The organism is Brachybacterium phenoliresistens (assembly GCF_000576425.1).
GTDB lineage: Bacteria > Actinomycetota > Actinomycetes > Actinomycetales > Dermabacteraceae > Brachybacterium > Brachybacterium phenoliresistens.
On record NZ_KK069996.1, the window covers coordinates 113,112 to 133,721 of the forward strand.

The window sequence follows — 20,610 nt, forward strand, 5'->3', positions numbered from 1 at the left end:
CGGGACGCAGACCTGCGGGGACCTGACCCGGCGGGCGCGACCCGGGCAGAGGGAAGGCCCGGCACCTGGGGGTGCCGGGCCTTCGCGCGCCGATCGCCGGGTCATCCGATCTCCAGCACCGTGACGCGCCAGCCGGTGTGCCGCAGCTCCCAGCGCATGGCGAGGAAGCGGGCGCGCCCCACCTCGCGCAGCACGGCGCTGGCCTCGACGGTGCGCTCGTCGACCACGCACACCCGCACCCCGGTGACGGCGATGCGCAGGGCCGAGGGGTCGCGCGGCGTCGACGTCCCTCTCAGACGCCGGGTCAGCGAGGCGCGCCGGGCCAGCATGGCCGAGATCTCCGGCGTGACGACGCGGGACAGAGCGGTGACCGGGCGGGCGTCGCGGACGATCTCGACGGCGCTGCGCGCGACGGCCTCGACCATCGGCGCGACGCTGCGCGGGTCCTCGGGGGCGATCCCGGGGCGTCCGGGTGCCGTCTGGAGGCGCTGGTCGGTGGCGGTCATGAGACCTCCTGATCTCGGGTGTCCTGCGTGGAGGGGGCGGGCTGATCCGGGGTGCCGGGACCCTCGCCGATCCCGGCGGGGATGACGAGCACCTGCCCGGGGTGGATGAGGTCGGGATCCGAGCCGATGGTCGCGGAGTTGGCGCGGTAGAGCTCGGGCCAGGCGGCGGCGATCTCCGCGGCGGGCTCGTCCTCGGGGCCGAGCAGATCGTCGGTGAGGGACCACAGGCTGTCCCCGGGGTGCACCGTGACGGTGCGCTGCTGAGGGGCGGGGGACGCGGGCTCGGGAGCCGGTGCGACCCAGCCGAGGCCGGGCGGCGTCTCGTCGGGGTCGGCGGCGACCTCTGACGATGAGGACGCGGCGTCGTCCCGGCGGTCGCGCGGCACGGATTCCCCATCGGCCGGCACGGCCTCGCCGTCGGCTGGGACGGCCTCCCCGTCGGCCGGAACAGGAGCGAGCTCCGCGGCGGCACCCGCCCGCACCATGTGCGAGGGATGCGCGGCCTCGAGGAGCGGCTCCGACATCGCCGGCGCCGAGGCCGCGGTGCCCACGGTCTGCGCCGTCGCGCTCGGGGCGCTCGGGGTGCTGGGCGGATCCTCCCAGGACGAGGGATCCATGGCGAGCGCGGGGCCCAGGGCGAGGGAGCCGACGGCGGTCGCGGTGGCGGCGCCCAGGGCGACGCGGCGGGCCAGGGCCGGGGCCAGCAGGCGCAGGACCTGCAGGCTGGCGCGGCCGCTCAGCCGTCCGTGGCGACCGCGGGCGAGGGCCGCCAGAGCCCAGATCAGCGTCAGGTACCCGCAGAAGGCGGTGGCGGCCAGCCCCACCAGGGCCAGCAGGGAGGCGGTCATCGCCTGGGTGCCGGCGCCCGCGAGCGCCGCAGGGCCGAAGGAACGCGCGCAGAGCAGCGCAGCGGCGCCGGCCGCGGCGGCGAGCACGCTGAGCAGGGCGTACGCCCCTCCTGTCGGACCGATCCCCGGCGAGGAGGGGCGTGCCGCGCGGCGGGGCGGTGCTGCCGAGGTCATGCGAGCCGTCCTGGAACAGGAACGTGCCGTTCGGCATCGGTCGGACGCGGAGGCTGTCGTTTGATGCAGTTTGATGTCATGTGATGCACAGTACGGCGATGTGCGGAGTCCGGCAAGCCCCCGGATTCCGGGGAGGGGGATCTGCGTCGCGGACGGCGGCCGGAGCGAGGTCGCTACAGTGGCCCCCATGAGCATGGAGAGGATGTTCGACGATCTCGAGGGTCGGTTCGAGCACCTCGAGTCGCTCGACATGCGCGCCATGTCCGACGAGCTCGCCCGGGCCGAGCGCGCGCAGGTGAGCCTGGCCGATCGCTTCCGTGGGGCGGCCGGGAGGGTGGTGCGGATCCACCTCGCTGCGGACCTCGTGGTCGAGGGGGCGATCGAGGATTCGGGGGAGGAGTGGGTGCGTCTGCGCCCCTCCGGGGAGGGCGGCATCGCCCTGGTGCCGATGTCCAGGATCTCCCTGGTCGAAGGGCTCCCGCAGCGGGCGAGGCCGGTCTCGGACACCGTGGGCCGGCGCCCCTACGGCATCGGGCACGAGCTGCGGGGCATCGCCCGGGACCGCTCGCTGGTGCGCCTGCGCACCGACGCCGGGACCTGCCACGGACGGCTGCGGGCGGTGGGGGCCGATGCCCTGGACCTGCGTACCTCTCCCACCGGGGAGGCGGTGCGGGTCAGCGCCGGCCGCGACGTGCTGGTGCCGTTCTCCGCGCTCGTCCTGGTGCAGGTGCTCTGAGCCGGACGGGGGCCCGCGCCGGGCGCGGGCGGGCGGAGGTCAGCGGGAGGTGCGCTCGCCGGCGGAGGACTCGGCGGCTCGTTCCTGCTCGAGCAGGGTGCGCGTCTCGGCGTAGCTGCGCTGGATGTAGTCCTCGAGCTCGGAGATCTCGACCCGCCACTGCCCCCGGCCGCCGACCTTGATGGCGCGCAGCTCCCCGGAGCGCACCAGGGCGTAGGCCTGGGACGCGGAGATGGACAGCGATTCCGCCACATCGGACAGCGGGATGAACCGTGGGGGCATCTGGACTCCTCGGGGTCGGGCACGCCCATTGTCGCACCTCCGGGCCCGCGGGAGGAGGCGACGAGCGCCCGCGCGTCCCTCCTGCGACGCGCTCGCCTGCGCATTCTCCGCGAGCGCGGCAGTTGTCCACAGCCGATGACCACCGGGCCCGCCCGCCTGCGGGCTCGTCTACCCTCGAACCAGCGCGGCCCGCCGCGCCCGTCCCCGCCCCTGGCCGTCACGCCGCGGCCGTCCCCGGAGGTCCCGATGACCGATGCCGCCCCCGCCCCCGCAACGATGCGCCTGCGGAGACCCCGCTGGAAGGACCCGCGCCTGGTGGTCGGCATCGCCCTGGTGCTGCTGAGCATCCTGCTCGGCTCCGTGCTCGTCTCCCGCCTGGCCGAGACGACCACCGTCCTCGCCGCCCGCGTGGACATCGTTCCCGGCGACGTCATCACCGCCGACAAGCTCACGTCTGTGGACGTGCGCCTCGGAGAGCTCGAGGGCCTCTACGTCCGCGATCTCGAGGCGATCCCCGAGGGGTCCGTGGCCATGCAGACGGTCCGCTCCGGGGAGCTGCTGACCGTCTCCGCGGTGGGGCAGGGCACGGAGGTTCCGCTGCGTCCCGTCGTGCTGCCCGTCGAGGAGTCGGTCGCGCAGTCCGTCGCGCCCGGCGGGCAGGTCGAGCTGTGGCGCACCCGCGAGGGGATCGACGGCGCCCCGCCCACCGCGGAGCTCCTCATCGACAGCGCCGTCGTGCGCCGGGTCGACGAGGGCAGCGCGATCGGGATGCGCTCGATGACCGTCGAGGTCCTCGTGCCCGCCGAGGACGTGCCGCTGGTCCTCGAGGCGCTGGCCGAGGACGCCCGGCTGGACGTCATCGGAGTCCCCGGCGCCCAGGGGGCGCGCTCATGATCGACATCGTGCTGTGCGCCTCGGGGAGCGACGAGGTCCGCATCGTGCACGACCTCGCCCCGACGGGGTCCCGGGCACGGGTCGTCCGGCGCTGCGCGGATCTGGCGGAGACCCGCGGCGCCGCGGCCGCCGGGATCGGCGACGTCGTCGTCATCGACCTCACCGTGCGCGGCCTGGACCGCGATGCGATCGCGGATCTGCTGCGCACGGGCGCCGCCGTGGTGGGCCTGCGCCCCGACAGCGCCGCCCTGGGCCGCACCGACCTGGGGCTGCGCCACGTCGTCGACTCCTCCGCGTCGGTCGAGGAGATCCTCACGGCGATCGAGGCGGCCATCGGCGAGGACGAGGAGGAGGTCGACGCCTGGACCCAGGGTCCTCCGGCCGATCCCAGCGACGACGAGCCGCGAGGCCGGATCCTCGTGGTGTGGGGACCCGCCGGAGCCCCGGGACGCTCGACCGTCGCCGTGAACCTCGCCGCGGAGGCCGCGGCCGCCGGGACGGAGACGGTCCTGGTCGATGCCGACACCTACGCCCCGAGCCTCGCGCAGATGCTCGGCGTGCTGGAGGAGGCTCCCGGCCTCGTGGCCGCGTGCCGGGCGAGCGCCCGGGACACGCTGGATGCGCGGACGCTGGCCGGGCTTCTTCCCTCGCTGGGGCCGGGGCTGCGGCTGCTAACCGGGATCGGCGTCGCCGCCCGCTGGGCGGAGGTCCGGCCCAGCGGCCTGGACGGCGTGTGGTCCGCGCTGCGCCGCCGCGGCGGGCTCGTGATCGTCGACGTGGCCGCAAACCTCGAGGAGGACGAGGAGCTCAGCTACGACACGAGCGCCCCGCAGCGCAACGGCGCCGCGCTCTCCGCCCTGCAGGCGGCCGACCAGGTGCTGGCCGTGGTCGATGCCGAGCCCGTCGGCATCACCCGGCTGATCCGCGAGCGCGAGCGGCTCGAGGAGCTCGGGGTGTCCGATCTGGCCGTCCTGGTCAACCGCACGACCTCCCTGATCCCGGCGCAGCGGCTGGAGGAGCTGCTGGCGGGGAGGATGCCGCTGGCGTCCCTGCACGCCCTGCCCGAGGACTCGGCCGCATGCCATCGCGCGGCCTGGGACGGGGCGCTGCTGGCCGAATCCGCCCCGCGCAGCCCGCTGCGCCGTGCCCTGAAGGAGCTGGCCTGCTCGCCGCTGGTGCAGGGCGCGCCCGCCCGGGTGGCAGGATGAGCGCATGAGGATCTATCTGCCCGTGACCCCTGCCGAGCACGCCGCGCTGCGCTCCGGTGCCGGGGCCCTGGAGCTTCCTGCCGGACGCTCCGCCTGGGCCGTGCATGCCTCGGCGCGCACGGACCGCCCGGGGGAGGACCCCGAGGATCTCGAGTACGACGCCCTGCAGGACGCCGTGCACGTCGCCCTGACCTCCGGCCCCCAGGAGGACCCGGATCGTCGCGCCCTGGTGGTGGCGGGGGACGTCCCCGACCGGGCCGTGGTCGAGTCCCCCGAGGAGGGCGGGGCCTACGGCATCGAGCTCCCCGCGCCCGCCACGCTGCGGATCGCCGCCTTCCACGTGAGCGAGCTGGGGGCGCGCGCCGTCGAGGCCGACGACACGGACCCGGCCCTGCTGTGGTTCGACGCCAGCGAGGGCGCCGCGGCGCTGGACTACGCGGAGGCGCCGTCGCGGTAGGTGCGGGCCGCCTTCTGCTCGGCCTTCAGCACGCGCGAGACGTACGGCATGGCCGCCTTCTCCAGACGCTTGCCGAGCACCGGGACCTTCGCGACGAGCTCGCCGTCGATCACGATGTCCGTGGTGCCCTCCGCGCCCGGGGTCATGGAGACCGAGGCGGTCATCGAGGCCGGGGTGCCGACCACGACGAGATGCGTGGTGCCGGTGCGGCTGCCGTCGGCCTGCGGGGCCGACCACTGCTGGACCTCGCGCACCGTGATCGAGGAGCCCACGAAGGGGCGGGCGATGTCCGGGACGCGGTCGGTCGGCATGGAGAGGTCCGTCGAGACGGTGAACGCGGCCTGCACGTCGCCCTCCACGCTCGAGGACGCGTCCTGCGCGCCCAGCACCTCGCCGCGGACCGTCGCGTAGCGCGGATCGGCGTACATCGCGGCGACGTCCTGCGCGGGCATCGGCAGGCTCAGGGTCTCCGTCAGCTTCATGGTCTCTTCCTCCAGCATCGGCGATGAGGCCAACTCTATGTGGCGATCGGGCCAACTCTATGCCAGGCACCGGCAGCTGCCGGGCGGCCCTAAGCTGGTGGCATGCCCAGCCTCGCGAAGTTCCTCTCCGACTCCACCGGTTCCCTCTCCGCCGCCGCCGAGTGGCTGCAGCTCCTGGTGGGGGACTGGAACCTTGTGGCGGACCTGCTGCGCTCGGATCTGGTGCTGTGGATCGAGCGGGAGGGCGAGGTCCTCGCCATCGCCCACTGCCGTCCCGCGACCGGCCAGTCCGTCTACTACGACGATCCCGTCGGCAGCCCCGCCCCCGAGGACATCGCCGGCGACATCTCGCAGCTGCTGGCGGGCCATCCCGTCGACCGCACGGCCCGCGCCGTGCAGCGCGAGGACCGCCCCGCCCGGGTGCGCCTGACGCCGGTGCGCAAGGAGGGGAAGCTGCTGGCCGCCGTCACGGTGGAGACCTCCGCGCAGGAGACCGCGGCCGGCACCGCCGAGGCCCACATGGACGAGCTGGGCCAGCGCCTGCTGCAGATGATGGACGCCGGCGCCTACCCGATCGCGGGGGCTCCGATCCCGCCGAGGCGCGGCGCCCCGCGCGTGGGCGACGGGATCGTCCAGCTCGACGAGACGGGGACCGTGCAGTGGGCCTCGCCCAATGCGCTCTCGGCCTTCCACCGCTTCGGGGTCGAGGGGGACATGCGCGAGCGCACGCTCGCGGAGCTGAGCACCGAGGTCATCCAGACCCGTTCCCCGGTGGACGAGTCGCTGCCGCTGGTGCTCATGGGGCGGGCCGCCTGGCGGTCGGACATGCAGGCCCGCGGCGGGACGCTGTCGCTGCGCGCGGTGCCGCTGACGGAGGCGGGCCGGCGCACCGGCGCGATCGTGCTGGTCCGGGACGTCACCGAGCTGCGCCGTCGCGAGCGGGAGCTCATCACCAAGGATGCGACCATCCGCGAGGTCCACCATCGCGTCAAGAACAACCTGCAGACGGTGGCGGCGCTGCTGCGCCTGCAGTCGCGGCGCATGAAGTCGGAGGAGGCCCGCGACGCCCTCTCCGAGGCCATGCGACGGGTCTCCACCATCGCGCTGGTGCACGAGTCCCTGCTGCAGGGCAGCGAGGAGACCGTGTTCTTCGACGAGGTGATCGACCGCTGCCTGCGCCTGGCCGTGGACGCCGCGAGCGCCTCGGTGCGCCATGTGGGCGCGCCGGCCGTGGGAGGCAGCCAGGTCGAGGTGCGCACCTCCAAGGAGGGCAAGGCCGGGGCGGTCCGGGCCGAGGAGGCCACGCCGCTGGCGCTCGTGGTCACCGAGCTCGCCACCAATGCGGTCGAGCACGGCCTGTCCGACACCGGCGGGACCCTCACCGTGCGCAGCGAGCGCAAGGGGAGCCATCTGGTCATCTCCATCGAGGACGACGGCGTGGGCATGGGATCCCGGGGCGCGCCCACCGGTCTGGGCACGAACATCGCCCAGACGCTCGTGCAGGGCGAGCTCGGCGGGACGCTGACCTGGGAGGACCGCAGCGGCGGGGGGACCCGGGCCACGGTCGACGTCTACCTCGACCCGATCGGCGTCTGACGCGCGAGGAGCCCGTCGCGACGGCGACGGGCTCCTCGGAAGTCGAGCAGATCGGCCGCGGACCCGAGGGGGCGGGGCGACGGCCGCGGTGCGGCGGGTCTCAGCCTGCGCGGCGGGCGCGGGCGTTGCGGCGCTTGAGGGAGCGGCGCTCGTCCTCGGACAGACCACCCCAGACACCCGAGTCCTGACCGGTCTCCAGGGCGAACTTCAGGCACGCCGTCATGACGTCGCAGCGCTGGCACACCGCCTTCGCCTCCTGGATCTGCGTGATCGCCGGCCCGGTGTTCCCGATCGGGAAGAACAGCTCGGGATCCTGCGTGAGGCACTCTGCGCGGTGGCGCCAGTCCATCGTCACTCTCTCTTTCCGGATCACCCCGCCGCACCCGGAGGATGCGGCACGGTGGTGCTCTCGCCCGCTGTTCGGGCGATGTTCGTGGGACGGCCTCTTCGTGCCGCGGCCGGAGCGTGAGATGCCCTCCGGGGCGCGAAGGCGGGCTGATTCCATTGTTGCGGGGTGACCCGGTGGTCACAAGGGGATGCGCAGGTCAGGTGGGTGGCACTTCCCACAGCCCAGAGCCTTGCGTCGAAACGTCCGATACGGGCGTCCTGGTCGGCGGGCGATACAGTGCTGGCATGACGACGTCCGAGCCCGCGCAGGGCGCCCCGGGACGCCCGGGTGCGGCCCGTCCCGACCGCCCCGAGGCGCCCGCCCTGCTCGGGACCCGCCGCGCGGCGGCCGCGCTCCTGGCCCTGGAGGGCCTCGCCCTGCTGGGCGTGGCGACCTTCGCCTTCGCGGTGATCGCCCGCGTCCCCGAGGGCGGACGGTTCGGCACCGGGCTGGGGATCTTCGTCATCGCCTTCGCCCTGGCCGTGTTCGCCGCGGCCCGATCGATCCTGGCCCGCACCCGCTTCGGCGTCGGCTACGGCATCACCTGGCAGCTGTTCCAGGCCCTGGTGGGCGCCAGCCTGCTCACCGCCGGTCTGATCCCCGAGGGGTTCGCGGCGATCGCCGTCGCCGTCGCGACCTTCGTGCTTCTCACCCGGATCGCCCGGGCCACCCCTCTGCCCCACGATCTCGCCGCCGCGGCGGAGGACCGCCGCGACGGCACCGGCCCCTCGCGCCCGCGGCGCTGACGCCGGGGGCGGAGGAGCCGGAGGACGTCCGCGACCTGGGGGATCAGGACTCGGCCGCGGCCAGGGCCTGTGCGGGAGCCGTCGAGGCGGCGCGACGGGCCGGCAGCACCGAGGCGATCAGTCCCGCCGCGAGGGTCAGCACGATCACCGTCAGGACCTGCACCCAGGGCACGGTGACGACGGTCGGGAAGGTCGAGCCGAAGATCGCCATGATCCCCGTGGTGCCGTAGAGCATCCCCAGGGCCACGCCCAGCACCGCGCCGATCACCGCGAGCAGCAGGCCCTCCCAGGCGAGCATGGAACGCATCTGGGCGCGGGTGGTGCCCAGCGCCCGCAGCAGCGCGTTCTCGCCGGTGCGCTCGACCACGCCGAGGCTCAGCGTGTTGGCCACGCCGACCAGGGCCACGAGCACGGCGACCGCGAGCAGGCCCAGGGTGATCGCCAGCAGCACGCCGAGGATCTGCCCGTACATCTCCCGCTCGACGCCCTCGGCGCTCATGGACGGGTCGGTGAAGCCGCCCTCCTCGAGCGCATCGCGCAGGTTCAGCAGGATCGTGGTCGAGTCGAGCCCGCCGCGGGCGCTGGCGCCGGGGGCGGCCATGTCCACGAACAGGGCGGTGGCCGGATCGCCGCCGGCCAGCTGCGCGAAGGTCGCCGGGGTCAGCAGGCTCATCGCGAGGTTGCCGTCGAGCTCGACGGTCACCGGCACGGTGCCGCCGTCGGCGGCGGGAAGCGTGAGCACCTGCCCGTCGTGCAGCCCGAACTGCTCTGCGCGATCCCCGCCGGTCAGCAGCACGCCGTCGGCCATCTTCGCGGAGATGTCCCCGCGCACGGCGACGTCGTCGATCTCCTCGGGCGTGGGGCCGTAGACGGTCATCGTGTCGCGGGCGTCGACGTCCAGCTCCGCCGTGGGGACCTCCACGGCCTTCTCGATGCCCTGCACCGCCTCGACCTGGGCGACGGCGTCCTGCGGCATCGCCTCGGCCCGGACGACCATGTCGATCGGCTTGCGGTTGTCGAGATCGGAGGTCAGCGAGACCTCCGCGGTGTGGGCGCCCACCGCCATCATGGTCATGAGGGTGGTGCCGATCAGGAGCGCGGAGATCGTCGCCGCGCTGCGGCGGGGGTGGCGCAGCGTGTTGGCCGCGGCCACCGTGGCAGGGACCCCGCCCAGGCGCCGCACCACGCGGCCGATGAGGGAGGTCGCGATCGGGGTGAGCACGACCAGGCCCACGAGCGCGGCCACGAAGCTGACGACGCCGCCGGCGATGGCCAGCAGCAGCCCCGGGCCCGTGGTCCCGGCCAGGGAGATGCCGGTCCCGGCCAGCAGCATGCCGACGCCGGCGACGAACGCGGCCGCGGAGCCGACGGCGCGCAGCCGCCCGGCCCCTCGGGAGCTCGCCTCGACGGGGCGCAGCGCCTCCAGCGGGGCGACCCGGGTCGCCCGGCGCAGCGGGGAGACCCCGGCGAAGACGGTCACCAGCACCCCGGCGATCAGCGGCAGCGCCACCGACAGCACGCTGACGGGGACGATGCCGAGGCCCGGGGTGGCCCCCAGCAGGAAGGCCGCGAGCAGGGCCAGCTGGGCCAGGACGTGCCCGAGCAGCAGCCCCGCGACGGAGCCGACCAGCCCGACGCGCAGCGACTCCCCGCGCACGGTCGCCGTGACCTGCCGGCGGGTGGCGCCGAGGGTGCGCAGCAGGGCGAGGTCGCGGGTGCGCTGGGCGAGGGTGACGGTGAAGGTGTTGCCGACCACCACGGCCGCGGTGAGCAGGGCGATGACGACGAACACGCCGAAGATGGACCCCATGGCGACCATCCCGGACAGGCCCTGGGACTTCGCCTCGGCGATGGCCTGCTCGGCGGTGACGATCTCGACACCGGCGGTCGAGCCGGAGCGCGCGATCGCCTCGGCATCGGCCCCCGGGGTGAGGGCGGCATGCCAGGTGTAGGTGCTCGCCGGGAGGTCGCCGCCGGTCAGGACCGGGGCGTTGGCCGCGGTGAGCACGGCCCAGGGCGTGTCGAAGGCGAACAGGTCCGAGCCGGAGGCCGAGGGAGCGAGGATCCCGGTGACCTCGAGGGACACCTGCTGCTCCTCGCCCTGCGCGTCGTAGGTCTGCGCGAGGACCGCGTCGCCGACGCCGACCCCGAGGGCCTCCGCCGTCTCCGGGGCGAGCGTGATCTCGTGATCGCCGACGGCCTCGCGGCCCTCGCCGACCGCGGTGGGGGCCACCTCCTGCGGCGGGAGCGTGCGCAGCTCGACGAAGCGGGGAGATCCTCCCGGCGCCGCGGACCGCAGCTCCGTGTAGTACGAGGCGACCGGCCACATGGCCGCGACGTCCCGGAGCGCGGGGGCGGGCGGGGCGCTGACGGTGCCGTCGGCGTTCTCGACCGGCTCCGCGCCGCCGGTGTCGATGACCAGATCGGCGCCGCGGTAGGTCGACTCGGCGCTCTGGTCCAGGGACGCGGTCATGAGGTTGCCCGCCAGCACGAGCACGGCGACGAACGCGGTGGACAGGGCGATGGTGACGATGGCGGCGACATGGCGCCGCACCGGGGTGATGCGGGGACGTGCGGGCCGGCTCATCGGGCGCCCCCGGCGGCGGGCACGGAGGCGGCGCGGGCGGCGGAGGGCCCGAAGGGTCCCTGCTCGTCGCTGGCGATGCGGCCGTCGGCGAGGGTGACGATGCGGTCGGCGCGCTCTGCCGCGTCGCGCTCGTGGGTGACCATGACGACCGTCTGGCCGAACTGGTCGACCGAGAGCCGCAGGAAGTCCAGGACCTCCTCCGTGGTGCGGGAGTCGAGGTTTCCGGTGGGCTCGTCGGCGAAGATCACCGCGGGCGAGCCGATCAGGGCACGGGCGATCGCCACCCGCTGGACCTGCCCGCCGGAGAGCTGGGAGGGCAGATGGTCCAGGCGGTCGGCGATGCCGAAGGCGGAGGTGATGGTGTCCAGCCAGGCGCGGTCCGCGCGGGCGCCGGCGAGGTCCAGCGGCAGCAGGATGTTCTGCTCGGCGGTCAGCATCGGCAGCAGGTTGAAGGACTGGAACACGAAGCCGATCCGGTCGCGGCGCAGCCGCGTGAGCGCGTCGTCGTCCAGGGCGGTGAGCTCGGTGCCCTCCAGCTCGATGCTGCCGGAGGTCACGGCATCCAGCCCCGCGAGCACGTGCAGCAGGGTCGACTTCCCGGAGCCGGAGGGGCCCATGATCGCCGTGAACGCCCCGCGCTGCAGGTCGAGGTCCACCCCGTCCAGGGCGAGCACCTGCGAGGTGCCGCTGCCGTAGGTGCGGCGCAGGTCGCGGGCGCGCAGGGCGGGCCCCTGCGCGGGGGACGAGGAGGGGGAGGCGGGAGAGGATGACATGGAGGTTCGTTCCTTCGCTGGTGGACTGTTCCCCCTCAGCCTCCGCCATGCCGGGCCCCGCGCACATCGGCGCGAGGTCGTGAGGCCGCGGCGGGACATGAGCCCTGAGCAGGAGGGACAGGTCCGCCCACGGTATGACGCGGGATCATCCGCCCACGATCACCCGCGCGGGATCGCCAGCGCGGGATCGCTCGCCCCGGATCGCCCGCCCGGGATCACTCGCCCGGGCGCACCAGCCCCGTCTCGAAGGCCGTGATCACCGCATGCACCCGGTCGCGGGCGCCGAGCTTGGACAGCACCCGGCCCACGTGCGTCTTCACGGTCGCCTCGGCCACGAACAGCTCCGCCCCGATCTCCGTGTTGGACAGCCCCTTGGCCATGAGGGTGAGGACCTCCCGCTCCCGGTCGGTGAGGGAGTCCAGCACGGCCGTGGACCGGGTCGCGGACGGGACGGCGGAGACCATCTGCTCCATCAGGCGCCGCGTGGCCGAGGGCGCGATCACCGCATCCCCGCGATGGACGGTCCGGATGGCGCTGAGCAGCTCCTCCGGCTGGGAGTCCTTGAGCATGAAGCCGCTGGCCCCGGCGCGGATCGCGGCGACGACGTAGTCGTCCAGGTCGAAGGTGGTCAGCACGATGATCCGCGGGGCGCGATCCGCGGGGGCGCGGGAGAGGATCTGCCGGGTCGCCTCGATGCCGTCCATCCGCGGCATGCGCACGTCCATGAGGACCACGTCGACCATCCGGGAGGCGAGGGAGTCCACGGCGGCGGCCCCGTCGTCGGCCTGGAGGACGACCTCGAGGTCGGGCTGGGAGTCGATGACCATCGCGAAGCCGGCGCGCACCAGCGGCTGGTCGTCGACGAGGGCGATGCGCAGCGGCAGGGAGGTCTCGGGCGTGGTCATCGGGCGGTCCTTCCGGGGACGGGGGCATCGGGTCGCAGGGGGATGCGTGCGCTCACACGGTAGCCGCCGCCGGGCAGCGGGCCGGTCTGCAGCTCGCCCTGGAAGGCGGCGATGCGCTCGCGCATGCCGGTCAGGCCGTGGCCCTGGCCGTCGGAGGCCGGGTCGTGGCCCCGGCCGTCGTCGAGCACGTCCAGGCGCAGCAGGTCGCCGGTGCGGGCCAGCTCCACGCGCACGCTCGCGGCGGGGCCGGCATGCTTCATCACGTTGGTCAGCGCCTCCTGGACGACGCGGAACACGGTCAGGCCCAGGGCGTGGGGGACCGTGGCGAGGTCGCCGTCACGGCGCAGCTCGACGCGCACCCCGGCGCTGCGGACCCGGGCGACGAGCTCGTCGAGCATCTCGATGCCGGGCTGCGGGCCGAAGCTCGTCTCCTCGTCCTGGCGCAGCACCCCCAGCAGGTTGCGCATGTCGGCCAGGGCCGCGCGGCCGGTCGCGCCGATGGTGGACAGCACGTCCTGCGCCTTCTCGGGCTGCTGGGCGGCGATGAACCGGCCGCCGTCGGCCTGGGCGATGATCACCGACAGCGAATGGGCCACCACGTCGTGCATCTCGCGGGCGATGCGGGCGCGCTCGTCGGCGACGGCCAGGGCCGTGCGCTGCTCGCGCTGATGCACCTCCTGCGCGGCCCGCTCCCGGGCCAGGCGCAGCTGGTCCACGCGCACGTGCTGGTACCGGCCGATGGCCCAGGTCCCCAGCACCGCGACGCAGCCCACGAACAGCGAGACCGCGAAGACGAGGACGATCTCGTACAGCTCCCCGAGCGAGTGCACCGTCACGGCCAGGCTCGCCGCCATGGCGCCGGCCTGCAGGAGCGCCCCGAAGAAGGCGGCTCCCAGCGCCAGGCGACGGGCGAGGGCGGAGCCGTGCACGGTCGCGCAGAACAGGGCGTAGAAGATCATCGCGTCGCCCAGCACGTAGGGCTGTCCCGCGACGAAGTGGAGCACGGCGAGGATGCCGATCACGAGGGTCGCCCCGCCGGTGCGGGTGCGCAGGAACGCGCCCGCGGCGACCATCGGGAAGGTCGACAGCAGCCACCATCCCAGCGAGCCGGTCAGGACCGAGAACGCCGCCAGGAACAGCGCGCCGCCCCCGAAGACGACCAGGTCCACCCAGCCGGGGTGCTCGACGACCCAGCGGAAGGGGTCGAAACGGGTCCGGGGCGCGGGCCGGAGGTCGGGGCCTCCCGCCCGGGCCGCGGCGGGGTCGTGCGGTGCGCTCATGCCTCGAGCCTAGGGATGACGCGGCATGCCGGCGTCCTCCCGTGGTCGGAGCCGGGGTGCGCCATGCGTCACGCCGGCGGCAGCGGGATCCGGCCCTGGGCGGTCCCCGCCGGGGCGATGAGGTCCGGTCCGTCGTGGCGGACGCTGCCGACCTCCGGGCCGACGGGCCGCACCTCGAGCAGGGCGTCGTCGATCAGGTTCGCATCCTCCAGGGCGAAGGCCTGGGCATCGGCCGCCCGGTCCATGCCCGGATCCAGCCACCGGTCCACGGCCTCCCGGGTGAGCATGAGCGGGGTGCGGTCGTGGATGTCGGCGAGCTCGCCCCGGGACTCGCGGGTGATGATGCTCGCGCTGAGCAGCCAGGCGCCGTCGGCGCTCGCCGCCGGGCCCTCGTGCCCGCCCGGGCCCTTCCACCAGGAGATCAGCGCCGCCATGTACAGCAGGGAGCCGTCCGCCGGGGTGATGAAGAAGGGCTCCTTGGTGCGCCGGCCCTTCGCATCGCGCCGCCACTCGTAGTAGCCGTTCATCGGGACCACGGCCCGGTAGCGGGCCAGGGAGCCGCGGAAGGACGGCTTCTCGGCGAGGGTCTCGCGCCGGGCGTTGAAGGTGCGGGCCGAGAAGGAGAGGTCCTTCGCGAAGGGAGGCAGCAGGCCCCATCGGGCCATCCGCAGCGCCCGCAGCACCTCCCCGGAGTCCCGGTCGATCGACTCGGTGACGACGTGGATCGGCACGGTGGGCGGGATGTTCCAGCGGGCCCGGAAGCCGGGCTCGGTGAGATCCACGGCGCCGAGATCGTCCAGCAGCGGCTCGATCTCCTGGTAGAACGCGAATCGACCGCACATGGCGGGCCTCCTTCTGGGCGGCGGGATCGGGGCTGCGGGCCGGCGCGACGCCGAGGGCGTCAGTCCTCGCGCTCGGGGGCGGAGGCCCGGTCCTCCGGCGGGGTGAGGCGGTGCTCGGGGCCGGTGTAGGAGGCCGCGTCGTGATGGAGGTTGCGCAGGCGGATGTCCCGGCCCGCGTCGACGACCTGCTGGTACTTGTCCTCCGCCTTGACCGCGCCGGCCTCTGCGCGCAGCGGCAGGGCCAGGGAGTCCTCGGCGGGCTTGCCGGCGGCCAGCTCGCGGGCCCGCTCGTACTCGGCGTCGACCTCCGCCCCCAGCAGGATGACCGTGTTCACGACCCACAGCGCGAACAGGACCGCCATGATCGAGCCGATCGCCCCGTAGGAGGAGTAGGAGGCCAGGGTCGACATGTACAGCGACAGCGCCAGCAGCGCGAGGGCGATCCCCAGGATCGCGAACACGCCGCCGGGGGAGATCAGCCGGAAGGGCTTGGCGATGTTGGGGGTCGCCCAGTACAGCAGCGAGATGAGCACGAACATCAGCAGCACCACCACCGGCCACTTCGCCCACGCCCAGATCGGCAGGAAGGAGTCCACCAGGAAGGTGAGCAGCCCGGTCGCCCCGATCGGCTCGGCGATCGGCCCCAGCAGGGAGGTCACGATCGACTCGCTCAGCAGCAGGGAGATCGCGATCGCGAGGATGCCCAGGACCAGGGCGGCGGTCACGGCGAGCATGGTGCCGTTCATGCGGATCGGCCCGCGGCCTTCGGGGACGTCGTACATGGCGTTGGAGACCCGGGCGTACGCCTTCACGTACGCGGAGGCGGACCACAGGGCCGTCGCGATACCGATGATCAGGGCGACCGTCCCGCCGGTGGAGCTGCCCATCAGCGATTCCAGGGTCGATGTGACCAGGGGTTCGAGGTTCATCTGGCCGCCGTCAGGGTTCGACCGGGCGATCATGTCGATGATGAGCTGGGAGATCTGCTCCTGGAAGCCCTGCAGCACCAGCGTCGCCAGGGAGAACACCGCCAGCAGGGTCGGGGCGACCGAGAGCACCATGAAGTAGGTGAGCTTCGCGGCGTGGTCGGTGCCGCCGTCGCGGCCGAACTCCGTCAGCACGCGCTTGGCCATGTACACCACGGTGGCCCGCGTCAGGCGGGGCCGGTCCTTCGCTGCCGGGCTCGTGGCCGAGCCGCTCGTCGTCACCGGGGATGCGTCCTTCGCCGTCATGGTTCCTCCGCGATGTCGGGGACCGGCCGGGGGCCGGGTCTCAGGCGATGTCATCCTTGCACGTCGCAGGCCTGCGCGCACCGGGTGCGCCGTCGCGGGCGCGTCCCCGGGGCCCGGGGACGGACGTCCTCCGCGGCGGGCGCCGTGCCGGAGTTGTCCACAATCCTCGGGACGGGGGAGCGGGATCCGGCCGATCTCCCTAGAGTGGCTGCAGTCACAGCGCAGATGCAGGGAAGACACCGGCGGTCCCCAGGGAGGGCGGCGCCGGAGCAGGAGGGGAGCGGTCGATGGAGGCCCACGCGATCATCGAGGCGGAGACCCGCGAGATCATCCGGCGGCGAGGCCTCGACGTGCGCACCGGCGGCCTGGAGCCCCTGATCCGCGATGTCGCCGCCGACTACGACCAGCGCTCCGCGAGCGGCGCGGTGCCGCCGGTGCGCGACCTCGACACCGTCGTCGCGCAGGTCGCGGCCCGCATCGGCGGCTACGGCGCGATCCAGGAGCTGCTGGACGACCCGAGCGTCGAAGAGGTGTGGATCAACGGCCCCGGGCAGATCTTCTGCGCCCGCCACGGACGCAGCGAGCTGACCTCCCTCGTCCTCTCCGAACCGGAGATCCGCGGCATCGTCGAGCGGATGCTCGTCTCCTCGGGCCGCCGCCTGGACCTCAGCACTCCATTCGTGGACGCCCTGCTGAGCGACGGCAGCCGTCTGCACGTCGTGATCCCCAGCGTGACCCGGCGCCACTGGTCGGTGAACATCCGCAAGTTCATCGCCCGTGCCCACCGGCTGGAGGACCTCGTCGAGCTCGGCTCGCTGACCCCGCAGTCCGCCGCCTTCCTGGACGCCGCTGTCGCCGCCGGGCTGAACATCATCGTCTCCGGCGCGGTCGGCGCCGGGAAGACGACCATGCTCAACTGCCTCGCGGCATCCATCGGGGCCCGCGAGCGCGTCGTGACCGTGGAAGAGGTGTTCGAGCTCGACCTCCACCTGCGCGACGTCGTCGGGATGCAGACCCGCCAGCCGAACCTCGAGGGCACCGGTCGCATCACCCTGCGCGACCTGGTCAAGGAATCCCTGCGGATGCGTCCCAGCCGCATCATCGTCGGCGAGGTCCGCGAGGCCGAGAGCCTGGACATGCTGATCGCGCTCAACAGCGGGCTGCCGGGGATGGCGAGCGTGCACGCGAACTCCGCCCGCGACGCCGTCACCAAGCTGTGCACGCTGCCGCTGCTGGCGGGCGAGAACGTCTCCAGCCGCTTCGTGGTCCCCACCGTGGCCAGCTGCATCGACCTGGTCGTCCACCTGGACATCCGGCCCGACGGCCGGCGCTGCGTGCGGGAGATCGCGGGACTGCCCGGGCGCGTCGAGAACGACGTCATCGAGATCTCCGACATCTTCCACCTGCGCGAGGACCAGCTGGTGCGCGGCGACGGATTCCCGCCGCATGCCGAGCGCTTCGCCCGTGCCGGGGCGGACCTCTCCCGTCTGCTGGGGCGGGACGCGGCATGATCCAGGGAGCGCTGCTCGGTCTGCTGATGGGCGTGGGCCTGGTCGCCATCTGGCGCTCCTGCTGGGAGACCGCGGAGCCCCGTGCCGCGGGCCCGGGCCGGCTCAGCACGTGGAGCGACCGGATCCGCGACGACCTCGTCCAGGTGGGGCTCGGCAGCGTGCCGCCGGTCGCCGTGCCGGCGCTGAGCGCCGGGGCAGCTCTCGTCGTGCTGGCGACCCTGTGGTCGATCTCCTCCGCGCTCGTGCCCTCGTTCGCGATCGCCGTGGGCACCGCAGCGCTGCCGGTCCTCGTGCTGCGCTCCGCGGCACGCCGGCGGCGCATCGAGCTGCGCGAGGTCTGGCCCGAAGCGGTGGACCACATCAACTCCGCCGTCCGGGCCGGCATGTCCCTGCCCGAGGCGCTCGTGCAGGTCGGCGAGCGCGGCCCGGAGGCGCTGCGCCCGCCGTTCGTGGAGTTCGCCCGCGACTATCAGGCCAGCGGAGACTTCGGCAGCTGCCTGGACCGCCTCAAGGTGCGCCTGGCGGACCCCGTCGGCGACCGCATCGTCGAAGCGCTGCGGATCACCCGGGACGTGGGCGGCACCGATCTGGGGGTCCTGCTGCGCACCCTCTCCTCGTTCCTGCGCGAGGACGCCCGCACCCGCGCCGAGCTCGAGGCCCGCCAGTCCTGGACCGTGAACGCGGCCCGTCTGGCGCTGGCGGCGCCCTGGATCGTGCTCGTGCTCATGTCGACGCGACCGCAGGCCGCCCAGGCCTACGACTCCCGCGAGGGGATCCTGCTGATCCTCATCGGCGGGGCGGTCTCCCTCGTGGCCTACCGGGTGATGCTGCAGATCGCGCGGCTCCCCCAGGACGAGAGGGTGCTGCGATGACCGCCGTGCATCCTGCGCTGCTCGGCGCCGGCCTGGGTCTCGTGCTCGGGGCCGGTCTGCTGCTGGTCGTCTACGGGAACCCGATCATGCGCCCGCGCCGCCTCGCGCAGAGGATCGACCCGTATCTGCGCCGCGACCGCGAGAGCGCCCTGCTCGCCCCGCGCGAGCAGCGTGGACGCCGCTGGCAGGTGGCCCGGCGCCTGCTGGGTCCCATGGTGAGCCGGGTGATCGGTCTCCTCGAGCGGCTCACCGGCGGTCCCGAGCAGCTCGAGCGGAGGCTGCGCCTGGCCGGTCGCAGCACCACCGTGGACACCTTCCGCCTGGAGCAGGTGGTGATGGGGCTCGGCGCGATGGCGGTCGCCGGCGTCCTGGCCGTCGCCGCCGTCACCCTGCGCGGCGCGAGCCCGCTGCTCGGCCTCATGATCATCCTCATCGGCGGGATCTGCGGCGTGCTGCTGCGGGACTACCTGCTCGGCATCGCGGTCGCGCGGCGCGGGCGGCGCATGGCACGGGAGTTCCCGACGGTCGCGGATCTGCTCGCCCTCGCGGTCGCGGCCGGGGAGAGCCCTGTGGCCGCCATGGAGCGCGTGGCCACCACCTCCCGCGGCGCCCTGCCGGAGGAGTTCGCCACCACAGTCGCCGAGATCCGCGCCGGATCGACGGTCTCCGAGGCGCTCATGAGCCTGGGGACCCGCACCCCGCTGGACGCCCTGGGGCGGTTCGGCGAAGGGGTCGCGGTCGCCATCGAGCGGGGCACCCCGCTCGCGGAGGTGCTCCGCGCCCAGGCGCAGGATGCCCGCGAGACCGCCAAGCGGGACCTGCTGGAGACGGCCGGCCGCCGCGAGATCTACATGCTCGTGCCGGTCGTCTTCTTCGTGCTCCCGCTGGTGATCGTGTTCGCGATCTTCCCCGGTCTCGCCGTCCTGGAGATCTCGCTGTGAGCGGGGCGGACGGGGCGCCGGCGCGGGCCTCTCCCCACCGCCGTCGGCGCCGACCCGCACGAATCCCATCCCACCACCCCTCCTCGAGAGCATCGGAGAATCCCATGAGCACGCGCGTCACCCCCGGACAGGCCATCACCACCACTCGAGCGCATGTGCGCCGTGCCGCGGCGGCGGCCGGCGCCTGGAGCAGCCGCAGCGCGCGCCGTGCCCTGCACGGCGCGGCGAGACGTCTCGCGGCGGACCGCGGCGATGTGCCCGGCTGGGTCCTGATCACCCTGATGACCGCGGCGATCGTGGTGGCCCTGTGGGCCGTCGCGGCGGATCAGCTGGTGGCCATCTTCAACAACGCGATGAAGCCGTTCCTCGGCGGCAACGTCGGCTGACATGGCCGCGACCCGCCGGACCGGTCCTCCTGGGCAGCGACGACCGCCGCGGCGCCGCCTCGCCCGCTTGCGGCGGGCGCTGCGCGCCGAGGACGGCTCCGCCGTCGTCGAGTTCCCCCTGGTCGCCGTCCTGATCCTGATCATCGCCCTCGCGGTGATCCAGGCCGCCGTCATCCTGCACACCCGCAACACCCTGATCGATGCGAGCGTCCAGGGCGCCCACCACGCCTCGCTGGTGGGCAACGATCTGCAGGACGGGGAGGAGCGGACCCGGCAGCTCATCGACCAGAACCTCGGCGGCGACCTGGACGTCGAGGTGAGCGCCGTGCAGGGCGAGGACGGGATCATCGACGTCCGCGTCAGCGCCGCCTTCCCGCTGGTGGGCCTCTACGGTCCCCGCGGGACATTGCAGGTGGACGGGCGCGCCATCGCCGAGGAGACCTGGTGATGCGCCGGCGCGCCCCATGGCCCCGGCTCCGCGGCGGTGCCCGGCTCCGCGAGGCCGGGCGGGCTCTGCGCGGCACCGAGGGCAACGCCCTGATCGAGTTCGTGGTCCTCGCCGTCGCCCTGCTGATCCCGACGCTGTACCTGGTGCTGACGCTCGGCTCCGTCCAGGCGGCCGTCTTCGCGGCCGATGTCATCGCCCGGGACGCCGCCCGCATCCACGCCACCGAGACCGATCCCGTCGCCGCATCCGGCCGCAGCTCCGCGCATGCCCGGATGGTGCTGGAGGACTTCGGCCTCGAGCCCGGGGACGTCGTCGAGATCCGCTGCACCGAGGACCCCTGCGCGACCCCCGGCGGGACCGTCACCGCGAGCGTGCGCATCCCCGTGCCGATCCCGGGGCTGGGCCCTGTCCTCGGCGGCGCCGGACCGGTCGCGGTCAGCAGCGAGCACATCGCCCCCGTGGACCGCTACCGCGCCCCCGGCTCGAATGGCCCCGAGGGCGCCGCATGAGCGCCTG

23 protein-coding genes are annotated in these 20,610 nt (G+C 74.0%); 12 read left to right on the forward strand and 11 right to left on the reverse strand.

Annotated elements, in window-relative coordinates; genetic code table 11:
• Positions 1–101: 101 nt before the first annotated feature.
• Positions 102–506: an Rv3235 family protein gene (locus tag BF93_RS11890; protein ID WP_038372885.1), complete on the reverse strand. Its 405-nt coding sequence runs from the start codon at positions 504–506 to the stop codon at positions 102–104.
• Positions 503–1,528, reverse strand: a complete 1,026-nt coding sequence (locus BF93_RS20090) for a LysM peptidoglycan-binding domain-containing protein (protein WP_232226361.1) — start codon at positions 1,526–1,528, stop codon at positions 503–505. The genes BF93_RS11890 and BF93_RS20090 overlap by 4 nt, the downstream gene beginning before the upstream one ends.
• 187 nt (positions 1,529–1,715) lie before the next feature.
• Here BF93_RS20090 and BF93_RS11900 point away from each other — a divergent pair, with 187 nt between their 5' ends.
• Positions 1,716–2,264: a hypothetical protein gene (locus BF93_RS11900; protein WP_038372888.1), complete on the forward strand. Its 549-nt coding sequence runs from the start codon at positions 1,716–1,718 to the stop codon at positions 2,262–2,264.
• A 39-nt stretch (positions 2,265–2,303) separates the two neighbouring features.
• Here the strand turns inward: BF93_RS11900 and BF93_RS11905 are convergent, their stop codons facing one another.
• On the reverse strand, positions 2,304–2,546 hold the full coding sequence (locus tag BF93_RS11905; RefSeq protein ID WP_038372889.1) for a helix-turn-helix transcriptional regulator: 243 nt from the start codon (positions 2,544–2,546) through the stop codon (positions 2,304–2,306).
• A 246-nt stretch (positions 2,547–2,792) separates the two neighbouring features.
• Between BF93_RS11905 and BF93_RS11910 the strand changes: the two genes are divergently transcribed.
• The 3 genes from BF93_RS11910 to BF93_RS11920 are packed head-to-tail and all read left to right on the forward strand — an operon-like array spanning position 2,793 to position 5,105.
• On the forward strand, positions 2,793–3,440 hold the full coding sequence (locus BF93_RS11910) for an SAF domain-containing protein (protein WP_038372890.1): 648 nt from the start codon (positions 2,793–2,795) through the stop codon (positions 3,438–3,440).
• Complete coding sequence (locus BF93_RS11915; protein WP_038372891.1) at positions 3,437–4,648, forward strand: CpaE/TadZ family protein; 1,212 nt, start codon at positions 3,437–3,439, stop codon at positions 4,646–4,648. The genes BF93_RS11910 and BF93_RS11915 overlap by 4 nt, the downstream gene beginning before the upstream one ends.
• 4 nt (positions 4,649–4,652) lie before the next feature.
• Positions 4,653–5,105, forward strand: coding sequence for a DUF6912 family protein (locus BF93_RS11920; RefSeq protein ID WP_038372893.1), 453 nt, complete (start codon positions 4,653–4,655; stop codon positions 5,103–5,105).
• On the opposite strand, the gene BF93_RS11925 is transcribed toward BF93_RS11920, so the two are convergent.
• Positions 5,081–5,587 carry a DUF2505 domain-containing protein gene (locus BF93_RS11925; protein ID WP_038372895.1) on the reverse strand — a complete coding sequence of 169 codons (507 nt, stop codon included), beginning with the start codon at positions 5,585–5,587 and terminating at the stop codon, positions 5,081–5,083. The two genes, BF93_RS11920 and BF93_RS11925, sit on opposite strands and share 25 nt — an antisense overlap.
• 102 nt (positions 5,588–5,689) lie before the next feature.
• Between BF93_RS11925 and BF93_RS11930 the strand changes: the two genes are divergently transcribed.
• Positions 5,690–7,183 carry a sensor histidine kinase gene (locus tag BF93_RS11930; protein WP_038372897.1) on the forward strand — a complete coding sequence of 498 codons (1,494 nt, stop codon included), beginning with the start codon at positions 5,690–5,692 and terminating at the stop codon, positions 7,181–7,183.
• Between the two features lie 100 nt (positions 7,184–7,283).
• On the opposite strand, the gene BF93_RS11935 is transcribed toward BF93_RS11930, so the two are convergent.
• The gene (locus tag BF93_RS11935; protein ID WP_038372899.1) at positions 7,284–7,532 is read right to left on the reverse strand and encodes a WhiB family transcriptional regulator; all 249 of its coding nucleotides are present in this window, start codon (positions 7,530–7,532) and stop codon (positions 7,284–7,286) included.
• A 284-nt stretch (positions 7,533–7,816) separates the two neighbouring features.
• Here BF93_RS11935 and BF93_RS11940 point away from each other — a divergent pair, with 284 nt between their 5' ends.
• Positions 7,817–8,317 (forward strand): hypothetical protein, encoded by a 501-nt coding sequence (locus tag BF93_RS11940; RefSeq protein ID WP_084148509.1) that lies wholly within the window; start codon positions 7,817–7,819, stop codon positions 8,315–8,317.
• A gap of 43 nt (positions 8,318–8,360) precedes the next feature.
• Here the strand turns inward: BF93_RS11940 and BF93_RS11945 are convergent, their stop codons facing one another.
• The 6 genes from BF93_RS11945 to BF93_RS11970 all read right to left on the reverse strand — a co-directional run bounded on the left by BF93_RS11945 (position 8,361) and on the right by BF93_RS11970 (position 15,936).
• Positions 8,361–10,904, reverse strand: coding sequence for an ABC transporter permease (locus tag BF93_RS11945; protein WP_038372900.1), 2,544 nt, complete (start codon positions 10,902–10,904; stop codon positions 8,361–8,363).
• A complete protein-coding gene (locus BF93_RS11950) occupies positions 10,901–11,677 on the reverse strand; it encodes an ABC transporter ATP-binding protein (protein ID WP_038372902.1) in 777 nt (258 codons plus the stop codon). Before BF93_RS11950 ends, BF93_RS11945 begins: the two co-directional genes overlap by 4 nt.
• A gap of 215 nt (positions 11,678–11,892) precedes the next feature.
• A complete protein-coding gene (locus BF93_RS11955; protein ID WP_038372903.1) occupies positions 11,893–12,582 on the reverse strand; it encodes a response regulator in 690 nt (229 codons plus the stop codon).
• Positions 12,579–13,862 (reverse strand): sensor histidine kinase, encoded by a 1,284-nt coding sequence (locus tag BF93_RS11960; RefSeq protein WP_051486890.1) that lies wholly within the window; start codon positions 13,860–13,862, stop codon positions 12,579–12,581. Before BF93_RS11960 ends, BF93_RS11955 begins: the two co-directional genes overlap by 4 nt.
• A gap of 68 nt (positions 13,863–13,930) precedes the next feature.
• Entirely contained in the window at positions 13,931–14,704 is a 774-nt protein-coding gene (locus tag BF93_RS11965) for an SOS response-associated peptidase (RefSeq protein ID WP_038372905.1), read from the reverse strand.
• Between the two features lie 59 nt (positions 14,705–14,763).
• On the reverse strand, positions 14,764–15,936 hold the full coding sequence (locus BF93_RS11970; RefSeq protein ID WP_051486891.1) for a YihY/virulence factor BrkB family protein: 1,173 nt from the start codon (positions 15,934–15,936) through the stop codon (positions 14,764–14,766).
• A gap of 287 nt (positions 15,937–16,223) precedes the next feature.
• Here BF93_RS11970 and BF93_RS11975 point away from each other — a divergent pair, with 287 nt between their 5' ends.
• The 6 genes from BF93_RS11975 (at position 16,224) to BF93_RS12000 (ending at position 20,603) form a co-directional block, all read left to right on the forward strand.
• Entirely contained in the window at positions 16,224–17,447 is a 1,224-nt protein-coding gene (locus BF93_RS11975; protein ID WP_038372906.1) for a CpaF family protein, read from the forward strand.
• A complete protein-coding gene (locus BF93_RS11980; protein WP_038372907.1) occupies positions 17,444–18,319 on the forward strand; it encodes a type II secretion system F family protein in 876 nt (291 codons plus the stop codon). The genes BF93_RS11975 and BF93_RS11980 overlap by 4 nt, the downstream gene beginning before the upstream one ends.
• Positions 18,316–19,260 carry a type II secretion system F family protein gene (locus BF93_RS11985; protein ID WP_038372908.1) on the forward strand — a complete coding sequence of 315 codons (945 nt, stop codon included), beginning with the start codon at positions 18,316–18,318 and terminating at the stop codon, positions 19,258–19,260. The genes BF93_RS11980 and BF93_RS11985 overlap by 4 nt, the downstream gene beginning before the upstream one ends.
• 104 nt (positions 19,261–19,364) lie before the next feature.
• Positions 19,365–19,646, forward strand: a complete 282-nt coding sequence (locus BF93_RS19055) for a hypothetical protein (RefSeq protein WP_051486892.1) — start codon at positions 19,365–19,367, stop codon at positions 19,644–19,646.
• Between the two features lies 1 nt (position 19,647).
• A complete protein-coding gene (locus BF93_RS11995; protein WP_084148510.1) occupies positions 19,648–20,094 on the forward strand; it encodes a TadE family protein in 447 nt (148 codons plus the stop codon).
• Positions 20,094–20,603: a hypothetical protein gene (locus tag BF93_RS12000; protein ID WP_232226363.1), complete on the forward strand. Its 510-nt coding sequence runs from the start codon at positions 20,094–20,096 to the stop codon at positions 20,601–20,603. Before BF93_RS11995 ends, BF93_RS12000 begins: the two co-directional genes overlap by 1 nt.
• Positions 20,604–20,610: the final 7 nt, after the last annotated feature.